General features: G+C 31.1%; 16 protein-coding genes. 11 read left to right on the plus strand and 5 right to left on the minus strand.

The window, feature by feature from the left end; all coding sequences use genetic code 11:
* Positions 1 to 34: 34 nt before the first annotated feature.
* Together D1816_RS24050 and D1816_RS24055 are read left to right on the plus strand one after the other, a co-directional pair.
* Complete coding sequence (locus tag D1816_RS24050; protein WP_118506005.1) at positions 35 to 568, plus strand: DinB family protein; 534 nt, start codon at positions 35 to 37, stop codon at positions 566 to 568.
* Positions 569 to 753: 185 nt separating this feature from the next.
* Complete coding sequence (locus D1816_RS24055) at positions 754 to 1,338, plus strand: N-acetyltransferase (protein WP_118506006.1); 585 nt, start codon at positions 754 to 756, stop codon at positions 1,336 to 1,338.
* A gap of 115 nt (positions 1,339 to 1,453) precedes the next feature.
* Here D1816_RS24055 and D1816_RS24060 read toward each other — a convergent pair whose 3' ends face one another.
* The gene (locus D1816_RS24060) at positions 1,454 to 1,819 is read right to left on the minus strand and encodes a hypothetical protein (RefSeq protein ID WP_066313887.1); all 366 of its coding nucleotides are present in this window, start codon (positions 1,817 to 1,819) and stop codon (positions 1,454 to 1,456) included.
* Positions 1,820 to 1,903: 84 nt separating this feature from the next.
* Between D1816_RS24060 and D1816_RS24065 the strand changes: the two genes are divergently transcribed.
* From D1816_RS24065 to D1816_RS24080, 4 genes are all read left to right on the plus strand, one after another.
* Positions 1,904 to 3,277: an MATE family efflux transporter gene (locus D1816_RS24065; RefSeq protein ID WP_066314632.1), complete on the plus strand. Its 1,374-nt coding sequence runs from the start codon at positions 1,904 to 1,906 to the stop codon at positions 3,275 to 3,277.
* A gap of 106 nt (positions 3,278 to 3,383) precedes the next feature.
* On the plus strand, positions 3,384 to 4,469 hold the full coding sequence (locus D1816_RS24070) for an OmpA family protein (protein ID WP_118506007.1): 1,086 nt from the start codon (positions 3,384 to 3,386) through the stop codon (positions 4,467 to 4,469).
* 69 nt (positions 4,470 to 4,538) lie between these two features.
* Positions 4,539 to 4,766 (plus strand): hypothetical protein, encoded by a 228-nt coding sequence (locus tag D1816_RS24075; RefSeq protein WP_066313885.1) that lies wholly within the window; start codon positions 4,539 to 4,541, stop codon positions 4,764 to 4,766.
* A 15-nt stretch (positions 4,767 to 4,781) separates the two neighbouring features.
* A complete protein-coding gene (locus tag D1816_RS24080; protein WP_118506008.1) occupies positions 4,782 to 5,366 on the plus strand; it encodes a phosphatase PAP2 family protein in 585 nt (194 codons plus the stop codon).
* A gap of 16 nt (positions 5,367 to 5,382) precedes the next feature.
* Here the strand turns inward: D1816_RS24080 and D1816_RS24085 are convergent, their stop codons facing one another.
* Complete coding sequence (locus tag D1816_RS24085; protein ID WP_118506009.1) at positions 5,383 to 7,626, minus strand: transglycosylase domain-containing protein; 2,244 nt, start codon at positions 7,624 to 7,626, stop codon at positions 5,383 to 5,385.
* Between the two features lie 465 nt (positions 7,627 to 8,091).
* Between D1816_RS24085 and D1816_RS24090 the strand changes: the two genes are divergently transcribed.
* Both D1816_RS24090 and D1816_RS24095 read left to right on the plus strand, forming a co-directional pair.
* Complete coding sequence (locus tag D1816_RS24090; RefSeq protein WP_066313882.1) at positions 8,092 to 8,379, plus strand: hypothetical protein; 288 nt, start codon at positions 8,092 to 8,094, stop codon at positions 8,377 to 8,379.
* A gap of 181 nt (positions 8,380 to 8,560) precedes the next feature.
* Positions 8,561 to 9,799 (plus strand): acyloxyacyl hydrolase, encoded by a 1,239-nt coding sequence (locus D1816_RS24095; protein ID WP_118506010.1) that lies wholly within the window; start codon positions 8,561 to 8,563, stop codon positions 9,797 to 9,799.
* Between the two features lie 6 nt (positions 9,800 to 9,805).
* Here D1816_RS24095 and meaB read toward each other — a convergent pair whose 3' ends face one another.
* The 3 genes from meaB to D1816_RS24110 all read right to left on the minus strand — a co-directional run bounded on the left by meaB (position 9,806) and on the right by D1816_RS24110 (position 11,819).
* Complete coding sequence (meaB, locus tag D1816_RS24100; RefSeq protein ID WP_066313878.1) at positions 9,806 to 10,891, minus strand: methylmalonyl Co-A mutase-associated GTPase MeaB; 1,086 nt, start codon at positions 10,889 to 10,891, stop codon at positions 9,806 to 9,808.
* A 74-nt stretch (positions 10,892 to 10,965) separates the two neighbouring features.
* On the minus strand, positions 10,966 to 11,520 hold the full coding sequence (locus D1816_RS24105) for a DUF2911 domain-containing protein (RefSeq protein WP_066313877.1): 555 nt from the start codon (positions 11,518 to 11,520) through the stop codon (positions 10,966 to 10,968).
* A 77-nt stretch (positions 11,521 to 11,597) separates the two neighbouring features.
* Entirely contained in the window at positions 11,598 to 11,819 is a 222-nt protein-coding gene (locus D1816_RS24110; RefSeq protein WP_066313875.1) for a hypothetical protein, read from the minus strand.
* A 281-nt stretch (positions 11,820 to 12,100) separates the two neighbouring features.
* Between D1816_RS24110 and D1816_RS24115 the strand changes: the two genes are divergently transcribed.
* Genes D1816_RS24115 through D1816_RS24125 form a run of 3 tightly spaced genes read left to right on the plus strand, consistent with a single transcriptional unit; the run spans position 12,101 to position 14,547 of the window.
* The gene (locus tag D1816_RS24115; protein WP_066313873.1) at positions 12,101 to 12,592 is read left to right on the plus strand and encodes an RNA polymerase sigma factor; all 492 of its coding nucleotides are present in this window, start codon (positions 12,101 to 12,103) and stop codon (positions 12,590 to 12,592) included.
* Positions 12,576 to 13,184, plus strand: a complete 609-nt coding sequence (locus D1816_RS24120; RefSeq protein WP_118506011.1) for a hypothetical protein — start codon at positions 12,576 to 12,578, stop codon at positions 13,182 to 13,184. The genes D1816_RS24115 and D1816_RS24120 overlap by 17 nt, the downstream gene beginning before the upstream one ends.
* The gene (locus D1816_RS24125; RefSeq protein WP_118506012.1) at positions 13,168 to 14,547 is read left to right on the plus strand and encodes a hypothetical protein; all 1,380 of its coding nucleotides are present in this window, start codon (positions 13,168 to 13,170) and stop codon (positions 14,545 to 14,547) included. The genes D1816_RS24120 and D1816_RS24125 overlap by 17 nt, the downstream gene beginning before the upstream one ends.
* Positions 14,548 to 14,683 lie beyond the last annotated feature (136 nt).

The following is a 14,683-nucleotide window of genomic DNA, read 5'->3' on the forward strand; positions in this document are numbered from 1 at the left end:
CGATTTAATCTCCGAAATCAAAAGATATATTTTTATGAATAAAGAACAATTAATTCACGAATTTAAAAGTGTACATTCATTGTTTATAGATGATATAGAAGTATTAGATGAACATGATTTTGTGAGTTATTTAAAAGGTAAATGGTCTGCAGGTCAACAATTAGAACATATATATCTTTCGGTAAAACCTCTTATTCAAGTATTTTTACTTCCAAAATTTATTTTAAAAATATTTTTTGGTAAGGCTAAAAGAGAAAGTATTTCCTATGATGCTATGATCACAAAATATTCAAAAGTCTTAGAGCAAGGAGGAAAAGCTACTTCTAAATATATTCCCAAGAAGATAACTATCCAACAAAGAGCACAACTCGCCAAATCATTAAAAAGTACCGTAGACACGTTATTGATCAAAATTAAAAGTACAAAAGATCAGGATTTAGATGAAATTTTGGTTCCGCATCCATTAATGGGAAAGTTAACACTTAGAGAAATGTTATACTTCTCTATCTATCATGCTAAACACCATCATAAGTCACTAAAAAAGAATATAGTTGAAAATAAAATATGACTAGTGTGAACTATGCATTTATTAAAAATGATATTGAAAAGACTCTTTTAAAATAATTCTATAATAATACTATAACCAATAGATATTTATGCGATTTCGATTGCTATAATATTGGATATTTAGGCTAGTATTAACTTTTTAATCGATTCTTGTACAAAAAATGTGATCAAAATTTAACCTCCCAAATGAAACGAGCTACGCAGAATGATGAAGAAACAGTAATCAGAATTTTAACCGAATCATTTGATAAAAACAAATCAGTCAATTTTATTATTAAACAAGACCGAAAAAGAAAAAAGAGAATTAAGTTTTTGATGAAATATTCTTTTTTTATAGGAATGAATTTTGGTGAAGTTTTCTTAGGAGAAGATAAATTATCGTGCTGTATCGTTATAGATTCTAAAAAAAATAAAAATACATTTAAAAAACTAATTTTTGATATTAGATTAGTACGTAATGCTATTGGTTTTTTTAGGATAAAAAAAATATTAAAAAGAGAAAAGATTTTAAGACGACATCAACCTAATGAGCCTTTTTTTCATCTCTGGTATATCGGGGTACTACCGCAATATTTCGGAAAAGGAAAAGGAAGTGTTTTATTAAAAGAAGTACTTGCATATTATGAACCCTTTAAGAAGAATATATGTTTAGAGACTTCTATGGTAGAGAATATTAAATTTTACCATCGTCATGGTTTCGATCAAGTTAGTAAAATAGATCAAGAACTTGCATATGAGCTTTTTATATTTAAGCACGAGTTTCCTAAATGATTATAAAGGTGAAATGTATTTGACATTAATGGTTATTAACAATATCAATATGGTAATTATAGTTCCGAAAATATAGTGTTAACACTTAGCCCGAATTTTAATAGTTACTTTTTTACTAACATGCAAAATTTCCATCACAGAAAATAGACATGTAAATAATTGCACCTATACCGATAAGAATATTTAAAAAAGGTAGACTGGCAGAAAGGATAGCCCCAAAAAATATTTTTCTGACAAACAATATCCAAGCTACTATAATACTTATAGATGTTACAAAAGGATAAGCGATTAAACTAATCACTAAAGTGATTGTTGGAATGCTATCTTCTGACCCCGGACTATCAAACATCATAGCAGACATCATGATCATAGGTAAAGAGGGGAGTATTAAAATTCCGAAAACAATGCTAGCTATAATAAGATAGATTTTAGTGGTATTCTTTTTCTTTCTCTCTTTTTGGGATACTGTAGTTTCTAACATGAAATTTAATTAAATAAAGTTAAATATACGATAAGAATATTTTAGTTTATTTTGCATCCAATACCTTTGCGTCTTCAAAATTATATAATGCTGTACCAATATACCAAAGAGTTTAGATATAACTTAAAATTAGCCGCCCCGGTAATGATGGGAATGTTAGGTCATACTTTTGTAGGTTTGATCGATAATATTATGGTAGGACAACTGGGAACGGCAGAATTAGCGGCAGTGTCATTAGGGAATAGTTTTATGTTTATTGCTATGTCCTTAGGGATTGGTTTTTCTACAGCAATTACACCATTAGTTGCAGAGGCAGACGGAGAGCATAATTTTAAGAATGGTAAATCTGCTTTTAAGCATGGTTTAGTCTTATGTACTACATTAGGGATTGCACTATTTTTAATGATACTATTGGCAAAACCGTTAATGTTTTTAATGAAACAACCTATAGAAGTGGTTGAGTTAGCTATGCCATATTTAGATTTGGTAGCTTTTTCATTAGTACCATTAGTTAGTTTTCAAGCTTTAAAACAATTTTCTGATGGCTTATCTATGACCAAATATCCAATGTATGCAACGTTAATTGCTAATGTCGTTAATGTTGTTTTAAATTATCTGTTAATCTTTGGAAAATTAGGATTTCCGCAGATGGGGATAGTAGGTGCAGCGGTAGGTACTTTGGTTTCAAGATTTGTTATGGTTGTTTTTCTATGGACACTACTTAGAAATAAAGAAAAATCAAGTAGTTATGTTACTAACATTAAAATTTTTGTGTTAGAAAATAAAATGATGAAAAAAATAATAGCACTGGGGTTTCCTTCTGCTTTACAAATGTTTTTTGAGGTGGCTATTTTTACTGCTGCAATATGGTTATCTGGTATTTTAGGAAAAAACCCTCAAGCCGCAAATCAAATTGCACTAAATTTATCATCAATGACTTTTATGGTAGCTATGGGATTAAGTGTTGCAGCTATGGTACGAGTAGGTAATCAAAAAGGATTACAACAATTTTCGGATTTAAGAAGAATTGCTATTTCAATATTTCTATTAGGGTTTTTAATAGCTACTGTTTTTGCATTGATTTTTATCATTTGCAATCAAATGCTGCCTAGAATATATTTAGATGTTAGTGATATAGAAAACCTTGCAGATAATAATGAAGTGATTAGAATAGCTGCAAAACTTTTGATTATAGCAGCATTATTTCAAATATCAGATGCTGTTCAAGTAACTGTTTTAGGTGCATTGCGCGGGTTGCAAGATGTAAAAATACCCACATTTATAACGTTTATCGCTTATTGGATAGTAGGGTTTCCGATAAGTTATTATTTGGGGTTACATACTGCGTATAAAAGTGCCGGTATTTGGATTGGTCTCTTTGCGGGGCTTACTACTTCGGCATTGTTATTGTATATTAGATTTAATAAATTAACCAAAGACTTAATTCAAAAGAAGTAAGTTATTTTTAATTAAATTAGGAAAGAAATACGTTTTATCTACATTATTCGTTTATTTTGTATTAACGAATAATTAACTATCTTTCCAAAAAAACAGAACACAAAAAATGAGAGTCCCAAATTCTAAATTTTGTCTGCTGCTGATTCTTTTTACAGTAGTATGTGCATCACCTGGTATAAGCCAAGAGTTCGAACATAGTAAAAAGCAAAACCTTATTCCTAACCCTAGTTTTGAAGATGTAAATACATCTCTTAAAAGACTAGATATGGAGATGCAAAATTTTGCTTTTATGAAGGACTGGAAACCTTCAATAAATACTCCAGATGTACATCATCCAGATCTAGAATTAATTAGATTTATTCATAAATCACCAAACTTCTTAAAGCAGTTTGGCCCGCAAGAACCAAGAACTGGAAAAGGGAAAGTAGGGATGTATATCGCCGGAGGAGCTTATAAAGAAGGCGTAACAGCCAAATTGAAGAAGCCTTTAGGAGCAGGAAAATACTACTATTTTCATATGTATGTTTCTTTAGGAGAGGGGATATCTAATTCATGTACTTCTTCTATTGGCTCATATTTTAGTGCCAGAAATCCTAAGATTACCATGACCTCAAAACTTCCTTTGCATGTCGAGTCTTCTAAAATGGTTTGTGATACAAAAGGATGGGCGAAAGTTTGTGGAGTATATAGAGCAAAAGGTACAGAGAAATATATTTCTCTTGGATTCTTTTCTGATAGCCCAATAGGAAAATCGGTAAAAGGAGGGAAGTATGATACAGGTTATTATTATGTTGATGATGTTTTACTAATGGAAATGAGAGATCCAAAAAATCTAGTATCGGGTCAAGTTTGTGATATGGCTTTAGACTTTTCACCTATTGAATTTTTAATTGGAGAAAGTGAAGCATATACCGAGATCAAAAAAGCTCTGGATTCCTATATCCAGTATGTTACTATTTTTAAAGTTAACACGATCAAAATTACAGGGCATGCAGATGATGCCGGTTCTACTTTTGAAAATGAAATTATGTCAGCAATGAGAGCTAGTAATGTAAAAGCTTATATGATTGAAAAAGGAGTAGATGAATCGTTAATCGAAATTATAGCTGCTGGTAATACCGAACCTATTGTTACCGAAGGATCAGATTTAGATCCAGAATCAAATAACAGAGTGGAAATTAAAATTGAATAACACTAAGATAATTTGTTAGTTTAGTTAAATAACTTATTACCTTTGAACTGTAATTTTAAGTAGTTATTTATGGACTTTCCTAAATTCTTGTTGGGCGACAATACTGATTATCCTTCGGCTATATTTGTAATTCATACCGAATTTCCTAGATTTATTATTAATTTAGAAAATGATGAGGTGGAGTGGTTAGAAGAATTTGATAAGGGAGAAGAGAAAGAATTGTTAGAAGAGGCCGAAAATCTTTTTCAGGCAGCTAATGAATTTTATGACAGAGAGATTGAACGTTATGATGGATAATAACATACTTGAATAATGGAAGAACTTATACAATTAGATAAAGATCTTTTTTTATACCTGAACAATTTAGGAACATCTACTTGGGACTGGTTTTGGTTGTTTATGACTGAAAAGCTTTATCAAATACCATTGTACTTAGTATTGCTTTTCTTTTTTTATAAATATTTTGGATTAAAAGGCACTATTATTACTTTAGTAATTGTTGCTGCTTTGATTACTGCTACTGATCAGTTATCAAATCTGTTTAAAAATGTATTATTTATGAGGCCTAGACCTTGTCGGGCAGAAGGAGTGGCAGAATTTACACGTTTTATTGCAGAACGATGTGGTCGTCACGGTTATTTTTCAGCTCATGCTGCAAGTTCTATGGCTATCGCATTTTTTACAGGACTTGTGCTACAAAAGCGATTAAAGTATATTTTTCCATTTATGGTGATATGGTCTATTGTAGTAAGTTATAGTAGAATTTATTTAGGAGTTCATTATCCTGGAGATATTATTACGGGTATGGCTATAGGTATTTTACTGGGTTTAGGAGCGTACAAATTGCATATATATATGATCAGTAAGTACGGAGAAAAACAACATATTGCTATCTAAATAGCAAGCTCTTCTTTTATTCTGTAGTAAACCTTTTCTTTTTTTTCTTTTTTCCAAAAAGACGTTTTAATAAGTTATCTCGTTTCTCTGGTTTGCAGTCTAAATCTTTTAATACTTCTTCAGACGTTTCTGTAAATTTACTTTTTGTAATCGTATCAAAAGTAGGGTCGATATTCATTTTTTGATACCATTTTGCAAAAATTGGTAATGCGGTATTTGCGCCTTGACCTAGTGCGGTTGTTTTAAAACCAATATTGTAATTATCGTTTCCTACCCATGTGATAGTTACTAAATTTGGTGTAATGCCTACAAACCAACCGTCTTTATTGTCTTGTGTTGTCCCTGTTTTTCCTGCAATATCGTTTTCGAGTTTGTACGTAGTTCGTATTCTTGTCGCCGTACCACTTTCTACTGTAGATTTCATCATTTCTAGCAAAGCTTGCCTTGTATACTCACTATACCCTGGAGTTTCCAGAATATCAGGCTTAAAAGAAGCAATAAGGTTACCATTTTTATCTTCAATTTTTGAAATAAAATATGGAGTAACTCCTTTTCCTTGATTTACATAACTGGCATATGCACCGGCAAGTTCTTTTATCTTAATTGCATCTGTTCCTAAAGCCATAGCAGGCTCTTTGGATAGAGAATCGGTAATACCTAATTTTCGAACTTGATCTATCACTTTTGGAATTCCTACCTCGTTTAAAACCTTTACAGCAATTGTATTTACAGAATTGCTTAGCGCTTTCTCTAGAGTGAAATTAAGATGGGGGTCTTCTTTTTCTGAAGCATTTTTTGGAGTCCAATTGTTTAGATTTGTATATGTAATTTCTTTTGTCGAGAAATAGGAGCATGGTTTCATCCCGTTTTCTATAGCAGTTGTATAAACAAAAGGTTTAAATGTCGATCCAATTTGCCTTTTGCTTTGCGATACATGATCATACTTAAAGTAACGGTAATCAATTCCGCCAAGATATGTTTTTACGGCACCAGTTGAAGGCTCTATAGCAATCATTCCGGTATTTAAAAATTTAAGGTAATGTTGTAAACTATCTAATGAAGAGATTTTTTTGGTGGTATTACCTGTCCATTCAAACAACTCAATTTCTTTTTTTATGGATAAAGAATCTTGTATTTGATTATCTGTGAGTCCTATCTCTTTATATGTTTTATAAACATCAAGATTCTTAATAGCATTTTGAACTAAGGAGGTGTTGTTTTTCCATGGTGCCATATCCCCATAAGATATCTCATAGTCGTTTTGAAGCATTTGCATATGTTCCTTCATCGCTTCTTCTGCAAGAACTTGCATTTTATAATCTAGCGTCGTGTGTATAATTAAACCATCATTGTAAATGTCGTAGGCCGTGTTGTCTGGTTTTTTATATTCTTCAAGAATCGAAATGAGTTCTTTTTTAACGGCTTCTCTAAAATAAGGTGCTACACCAAGATCATGATTAAAATATTGATAATTAAGCAGTATAGGCTTGCTCATTTCTTGATCGGCTTTGTTTGCGTTTAGATATCCATATTTGATCATTTGTTTAAGGACCACATCTCTTCTTAGCTGACTCCTTTCAGGAAAAAGCCTTGGATTATAACTATGATTAGCCTTTAGACTACCTACTAAAACTGCAGCTTCAGATAAGGATAATTGGCTAGTAGACGTATTAAAAAATTTATGGGCGGCACTTTCGATTCCATAGGTGTTATCCGAAAAGGGCACGGTATTGAAGTAAAGCGTAAGGATTTCTTGTTTAGAATAAATGTCTTCTATTCTTTTTGCTACAAAAGATTCCTTTAATTTATTAACTACAGTACTAAATATTTTGTGTTTTTCTCTACCAAATAAGTTTTTTGCTAGCTGTAAGGTTAGAGTACTTCCTCCGCCAGAAGATTTATCCCGAAGTAAAATAGTTTTAAAAAAAACTCTTAAAAGACTCTTGTTATCTACGCCATCATGTTCATAAAATCTAACATCTTCTGTCGCAATAAGTGCGTCTATAAGATGTTGAGGCAAATCTTCAAAGTGAATAGGTTGTCTATCAAAAATATAATATTTACCTATTAATTGGCCATTTTGATCTAGGACTTGAGTAGCCTCTGCTTGTTTGAGTGTACTTAATTCTTCTTTAGTAGGTAAATCCCCCCAAAAACCTAAATAAATACTGGCATAGAAGCACAAAAATAACACGGTAACTGTGCCTATTAAAAATAATGGCAACTTGACCCATTTCTTTTTTAATAATTTTTTAATCATAATCATAATATCCACTAGATAACGGCTAAAACAAAATATTATTAGACAGTTGAGTATTCTTACATTTTTTTGTAGTAGTAAAAGATATGAAAGTAGTAATAAGTTTTTAATGGTTTTATTGTTATGTCATGATAAATCTTGTTTTTTAAGGGTGAACCTTATGTTTTTTATGTGATTTATATCTAAAAGAGTTAAAATGAAATAATTTGATTTTTGAATTAAATATTCTACACTTTTTAGCAAGTTGAAAAGAGTAAAAAATATCAGTTTTTTAAAGATAATTTCTTAGAAATTTCATTTTTTTTAGTTAGAATTGTAAGTGTATAATGTAGATTATTATATTCATATACCCAATTTGAACACTACTTGAGGTATTGCCGTAAAGTATCTCAGGATTATAATTAATAATGTGCTTAGCGCATTTTTTGACTACTAAATATTGTAACTAACTAAACCTGCAAACTCATGAAAAGAGTAATTGTTGATTACAAAAAATTAAATAAGAATATTTTAAATCTTCTCGTAGAAAAATTTCCAGATGGATATAATGATAATGATATTATTTCTTTTCGGAATCATCATAACGAAGCTATTGAAGCGGTTGAAGTGAAAACAGAAGATACGATCTATCTGGTAAAGATCAGTAAAAGATTAGCAGATACGATGGAAAGTTTTGATGACGATACTACCGACTCTACTACAGAAGTTCCTGTTGCAATGAGTAAAGATCAGGTAGAAGATCTAGAAGATTGATGAATTAAGGGTTCTGTTATATCTTTAAAATGCTAGTTTAAAGACATTGTATTGATCATATAGTTTATGTATAACTTTAATATGTGCTATTAAAAAGTTATTATTACATTATATTAATTTGATTTAAACAATGAAACTAGGGTTAAGAACTACCCGTTTGTAGTTGGAATAAAACTTATAAATGGGGAATAAAATATATTGTTTACTTATATTTTTTATAGGTATTAAGTTTTTTGGACAAGATTCTGATACAGTACATAAGAATTCTTTTTTTATAGCTCCAGAAATTGTCGTTGGAAAAACTGGAGAAGCCAATACTGGTTTTCCGGATACCGAAATACAAAAGTCACTTTTTGTAAGTTTTGGGGTTTATACTACTTTAACTGGAAAAAATAGGAGTAGATTAAAACCGTTTAAAACTGGTTTTTCATTAGGCATAACTGATTTTGGAAACATAGAGAAATTGGGTTTAGCGTATACCCTAATGCCTTTTTCAGAGTTTAAAATATTTCAAAAATATTCTAATCGATGGAGTTTAGATTTGGGATTAGGAGTAGCCTATTTAGATACACAATTCGATGCAGATAGAAATGCATTTAATAAAGCGATTACAACAAAAATAAATTGGGCTTTTAGATCTTTTATTTATTATGATCTTATAAAGAAAGATAAGATTAATTGGCGCATGGGTTTAGGGTACGCTCATTTTTCAAATGGACACACACGTTTGCCTAATCAGGGTCTTAATTCATTTTTAATTAGTCTGTCTTCTTCGATTGGTAATGAACCAGAAATGGAAAAAATCGAGAAAGTCAAAGACAAACAAAAAAAACGTTTTTCTGAGACTTATTTTTCCTTTCGTACGGGTATTGGTCAAAATGTACTTTCTCAAGTGTTTAATGATAAAAAAGAAGTATATTCAATAGCATTGTCTGCTGGTAAAATTTTAAATAAAAGAATCAAGCTAGGTACGGGTATTTATTACAGGTTTTATGAGCATTATTATGATCATATAAAAAATGATGGACAATTAATTAGCGAGCAGGTACCAGAATTTAAAGAAAACCCTTATCGATACGCTACTAATCTTGGAGTATTTGTAAATGCCGAACTTTTACTTGGACATTTTGGGACTGAATTTGAATTAGGTATAAACATACACAAACCCTTTTATAAAATTGATTGGCAACTTAGTCAAGGGTTTTTCTTTAGAGGAGAATATACAAAATTAGGAGAGTTGGATTGGTATTATAAAGTAAAAAGAACTGTGTCATCAAGATTAGGAATAAAATACTATTTAATAAATACTTATAAGTCTCCGGTAAATAATGTGTTTTTGGGAGCAAATATCAATGCAAATCTTGGACAAGCAGATTTTTCAGAGTTTAGTATCGGATATGTTTATCGCCTAAAACATTAGATAGTTTTATTTCTCGTTTTTATGTTCACTTAATTTTAGAAGATATCTTGCTGCGGCAAATGGTGTTATTTTATGGTGTATAACATCATCAATTTTAGAGGTAAGCGCTTCTTTAATATTTTTGTGATTATAAAACGAAGTTTTCAATTGTTCTTCTATAGTCTGTAATAACCAGAATTTGTTTTGGCGCATACGGTTTTTTTCAAAAAAACCATTTTCTATGGTTATACTTAAATAGTCTTGGATAAGATCCCAGACCTTATTTATACCTTTGTTTTCGAGTGCACTACAGGTTAACACATCGGGAGACCATTTATTTTCTGATAAAGGATAAAGATGCAATGCTTTTCTAAATTGATTTTTTGCCTCACGCGCTCTTTTCTCATTATCACCATCTGCTTTATTAATTACAATAGCATCTGCCATTTCTATAATACCTCTCTTAATACCTTGCAATTCATCACCAGCCCCAGCTAATTTCAATAATAAAAAGAAATCAACCATACCATGAACTGCTGTTTCACTTTGTCCAACACCAACAGTTTCAATAATAATAATGTCATAACCCGCAGCTTCACATAAAATAATTGATTCTCGCGTCTTTTGAGCTACACCTCCTAAAGAGTTACCCGAAGGTGACGGACGAATAAAAGCCATTGGAGATCGAACTAAAGATTCCATACGAGTTTTATCACCAAGTATGCTACCATAAGAAACGGTACTACTTGGATCCACAGCTAAGACAGCTACTTTCTTGCCTTTATCCAATAATAAATTACCTAAAGCTTCAATAAATGTGCTTTTTCCAACCCCAGGTACTCCCGTTATTCCAATTCTTATAGATTTATTTGCATACGGAAGACATTTTTCTATGAGTTGTTGTGCTTTTTCGACATGTTCTTGTTGCGTGCTCTCTATCAAAGTTATCCCTTTACTTAGAGCAGTAGTGTTCTTAGAGACGATATCATTAAAGATATGATCTATTGAAATTTCTTTTTGTTGTAACCTTTTAAATCTATCAATTACTTGATGATTAGTACTAGATGGTACTTTTGAAGGGTGATTAGTTTTATTTGTAATTTCTTTAGGCACAAAAAAGCTTTATAGCAAAGTTATACATTCCTTTTTGGAAACACATAATAATTTAAGTTTTGAATACTTACTTTTTAAACTTTAATAGGTACAGCTACAGCTGTTCGGTCCCATGCCAAGTATAATATTGTAAAGTCATTCGCATTTTCGAAATATATAGAGAATTGTTCTATTTCGTTTAATAAAGGTTGAGTAGGAACTTCTATGGTTAATACATCAAATTGATCATCACGTTTAACCGTACCATCCATGTTAACTCCCCAATTATATGTTTTACTATTAAAAATAACTTTCCAAGATTTCAAGTTTGGGATAGTCCACAAGGTGTAAGTTCCTGCTTTCAAAATAGTACCATCTACCATAATATCTTTGTTCGTAGTAAATGTTGTAGCTTCATTTGCTCCCGTTCGCCATATTTCTCCAAAAGGAATTAATTTCCCAAAAATTTCTCTTCCTTTTTTATAGGGTCTATTATAAAAGATAGTGAAAGTGGCATCATTTGCGATATGAGTAATAGTTTGTTCAGGGCTATGTTTTTTTGTGTTTTGTCTTAATATATACACTGTAGAAACTCCAATAACTAAAAGACTAATAAGAACAATTATGGTACGTTTTAATAATTTTGACATAATAATTATTTGTGTTTAAAGATAGTTTTTAGAAAATTGTTTACATCTAAAAATAGTTTAAAATATGCCCGACATTACTATTTAGCTACGCGAGCAAGGTTCATTACATGTATAGCACAGGTGTTTCGTATAGAAGTAAGAATCTGAACTATTGATTCGGATAGATGTTTGTTCTCGAGAAGTAGATCAATATGCTTTATTAAAAGCTGTGCGCAATTACTATTCTTTTTTACAAGATTATATATATCATTTACATCATCGATACTCTGATAATCGCAATCATTTTTTATTGTGTGCATGATTTTCTATTTATTGATAAAAGCCGTAGAGTAGTATCGTTTTGCTAGTATTCCTTACTTTGTAAATAGTTAAATTTGTATTAATTGTTTGATATTCAGTAATTTGTTGGTTTGTAATTTTTTTTATGTATAATTTTGCAACAAAGAAAATAGGATTACGTCTTTATAAATGAGTACGATTTAAGATAGTTTTTCTAGTATTAATCACTAACCTAAATAAAGAAAGTTTGTTACAAAGCGAGCTAATAGAACAATGTAGGACTAATGACCGTAGAGCCCAGATGAAGCTTTATAATAAATACTCAAAAGGTATGTATTATGTAGCATTACGATTCCTCAAAGATCCTTTTGAAGCAGAGGAAGCGATGCAAGAATCTTTTATCAAAGCATTTACAAGACTTCATCAATTTACAGGTGATGTGACTTTTGGTGCATGGTTAAAACGGATCGTTATTAATAAAAGCATAGATATGCTAAAAGCCAAGAAAATGAACATGGTAGCAATTAATGAACAAGTAATGTCTACTGTAGAAGAACAAAACGACTGGTCAGTATCAGATTCAGTTACTGTGGATGAGGTTAAAAAGGCTATTGAAAGGTTACCCGAAAAGTATAAATATGCCGTCATGCTTTTCCTTATAGAAGGATATGATCATAATGAGATAAGTGAAATTTTAGATATAACATCAGTAGCATCGCGGACATTGGTGCATAGAGGTAAAAAACAACTACAAGAACAATTAAAACATTTAAGAGATGGCACAGGATATTAGAGAGCTTTTAAAGCAAGATGAGCACATTCCTGTAGAGCAAATACAGGAAGGTCATGAGGATCGTTTTATGGCCAGATTGGAAAAAGAACTTCCAAAAAAAGCAAGACGTTTTAATTATAACTGGCTTAAAATTGCAGCGAGTGTTGTTGTTATTCTTACCGTTTCTTTAATGTCTATTAACCGATTTGGAGATAATTCTGATGGACCAAAAGTAGTAGATACAGATAATGGTCCTGTTCAAAATGCTACAATTAAAATGAAAAAACAGACTTCTACTTTGGCAGAAGCATTCCCAGAATATGAAGAGGTAGAGAATAATATACTAACTACTATAAAGTTTCAACTTTCGAATATAAAAGTAGATGATACGAATAGGGATTTGGTAGATAGTTTTATGAAAAGGTTACAAAACCTAGATAAAGAGTATCAGCAGCTTAATAAAGAACTTATCGAAGTTGGACCAAATGTACAAAGTGTAGAGGCTATGATGGATAATTTGACCATTAGACTATCACTTTTAAAAAGGCTAAATGATAAATTAAAAGAATTAGAGAGAATTGAAAAAGAAAATTACAATGAGGTACAAGCTTAATATAGCTGCGATTAGCGTGTTATGTTGTGCAGGGTTGTTTGCACAAGAAAAGCATGATAAGTTAAGTGAAAAACTAGCTGTAGAAGAAGACGTTACTGTTACTCTTAATACAAGTCATACTAATATTGTCTTTGAAACCTGGAATAAAAACACAATAGCTATAGAGGCATACTTAGAAGGAGACCTTGACGATGATAATAGTAAGCGTATTTTAGAAAGTTGGCAAGTTGATGTGTTAGGAAATAGTAAAGAGATTACTATTAATTCTACTGCGGGTAATTTATGGAGAGGAGAAGTCACAGCTTCTAGTATCAGAACAGATGAAAAACTAAGACAACAATTAAAAATGTTAAGTCCGGTTATTTCTGAAAGATTAGGTCCTCTAATAGAGAATATGGCAAAAAACCCTATGCCAAGTACGCTAAACAATGATAATCAAGCAAATGTAGCTCTTAGTAACGGTCAGTATAAATCGAAAGATGAAAAATATATCCAACAATGGGAGAGTCAAATACGTGAAAAGTTTGATGATGGTAAAAAGGAGGAAAATCAAAAATGGACTTCAAACCTTACCGATGGTTCACAAAATATTTCAGGTAAAATGCAGATTCGTGTAGAAACATGGACACAACAGTACGGGAAACAAATGGAAACATGGGTTACACAAAATATTAGAGATGTAGATGATCAACACGGGGGTACTGCTAATGTAACAGTATATCAATACAGCACTAGCAGAGCAAAAACAAATAATGGCAATAAAATTATTAAAGTTCGTATGCCTAAAAAAGCTAATTTAAGACTTAATATTCGTCATGGCAACGTGCAATTAGCAGAAGTATCGACTAATGTTAAGGCATCTTTGTCCCACACAACCCTCTCTGCAGATGTGATTAATGGAGATCAAACATTTATTAAAGCATCTTATTCTCCAGTTTTTGTGAGACAATGGGATAACGGTAAGCTTGTTGTTAATTATGTCAAGAACTGTAGAATACAAAATGCTAAAAACCTTTTAGTTAATGCAGATTCTAGTAACATATATATTCAAGAGTTAGATAAAAATGCGGCTATCTCTGGAAGTTTTGGAGTAATAACAATTGCCAACCTAGGAGAGTCTTTCTCTACACTCGATCTTGCTGTTCAAAACAGTGACTTTAAATTAAAATTGCCAGAGACATCATTTAACTTGTCTTATAGTGGGGCTCAAAGTATTATTTCGTTGCCTAGAACTCTAGAAATAAATACTCGAAAGAATTTTGGTAATGTATTTATTAATGGATTTCAAAATACTCGAAGTACTGATAAAATGATTACAATCAATGCAAAATACAGTAAAGTAATGCTTAATAATAAAGAGTAAATGCATAAAAGAATTTAGTAGTAATAATGTAGTGTTAATTATAAAAAAGCTCGGTCAGTAGAATGATTGAGCTTTTTTAGTTAACAATACTTTAAGAAATTTTGTTAACTAAAACCTTAAGGTTTAACAACTCTAA

Origin of the sequence: Aquimarina sp. AD10 (genome assembly GCF_003443715.1) — a bacterium.
Lineage (GTDB): Bacteria > Bacteroidota > Bacteroidia > Flavobacteriales > Flavobacteriaceae > Aquimarina > Aquimarina aggregata.

Excerpts from the sequence above, each read along its gene's own strand:
- D1816_RS24050 (WP_118506005.1), top strand. The coding sequence starts at position 35 with ATGAATAAAGAACAATTAATTCACGAATTTAAAAGTGTACATTCATTG.
- D1816_RS24055 (WP_118506006.1), top strand. The coding sequence starts at position 754 with ATGAAACGAGCTACGCAGAATGATGAAGAAACAGTAATCAGAATTTTA.
- D1816_RS24060 (WP_066313887.1), bottom strand. The coding sequence starts at position 1,819 with ATGTTAGAAACTACAGTATCCCAAAAAGAGAGAAAGAAAAAGAATACC.
- D1816_RS24070 (WP_118506007.1), top strand. The coding sequence starts at position 3,384 with ATGAGAGTCCCAAATTCTAAATTTTGTCTGCTGCTGATTCTTTTTACA.
- D1816_RS24075 (WP_066313885.1), top strand. The coding sequence starts at position 4,539 with ATGGACTTTCCTAAATTCTTGTTGGGCGACAATACTGATTATCCTTCG.
- D1816_RS24080 (WP_118506008.1), top strand. The coding sequence starts at position 4,782 with ATGGAAGAACTTATACAATTAGATAAAGATCTTTTTTTATACCTGAAC.
- D1816_RS24085 (WP_118506009.1), bottom strand. The coding sequence starts at position 7,626 with ATGATTAAAAAATTATTAAAAAAGAAATGGGTCAAGTTGCCATTATTT.
- D1816_RS24090 (WP_066313882.1), top strand. The coding sequence starts at position 8,092 with ATGAAAAGAGTAATTGTTGATTACAAAAAATTAAATAAGAATATTTTA.
- D1816_RS24095 (WP_118506010.1), top strand. The coding sequence starts at position 8,561 with ATGGGGAATAAAATATATTGTTTACTTATATTTTTTATAGGTATTAAG.
- D1816_RS24105 (WP_066313877.1), bottom strand. The coding sequence starts at position 11,520 with ATGTCAAAATTATTAAAACGTACCATAATTGTTCTTATTAGTCTTTTA.
- D1816_RS24110 (WP_066313875.1), bottom strand. The coding sequence starts at position 11,819 with ATGCACACAATAAAAAATGATTGCGATTATCAGAGTATCGATGATGTA.
- D1816_RS24115 (WP_066313873.1), top strand. The coding sequence starts at position 12,101 with ATGAAGCTTTATAATAAATACTCAAAAGGTATGTATTATGTAGCATTA.
- D1816_RS24120 (WP_118506011.1), top strand. The coding sequence starts at position 12,576 with ATGGCACAGGATATTAGAGAGCTTTTAAAGCAAGATGAGCACATTCCT.
- D1816_RS24125 (WP_118506012.1), top strand. The coding sequence starts at position 13,168 with ATGAGGTACAAGCTTAATATAGCTGCGATTAGCGTGTTATGTTGTGCA.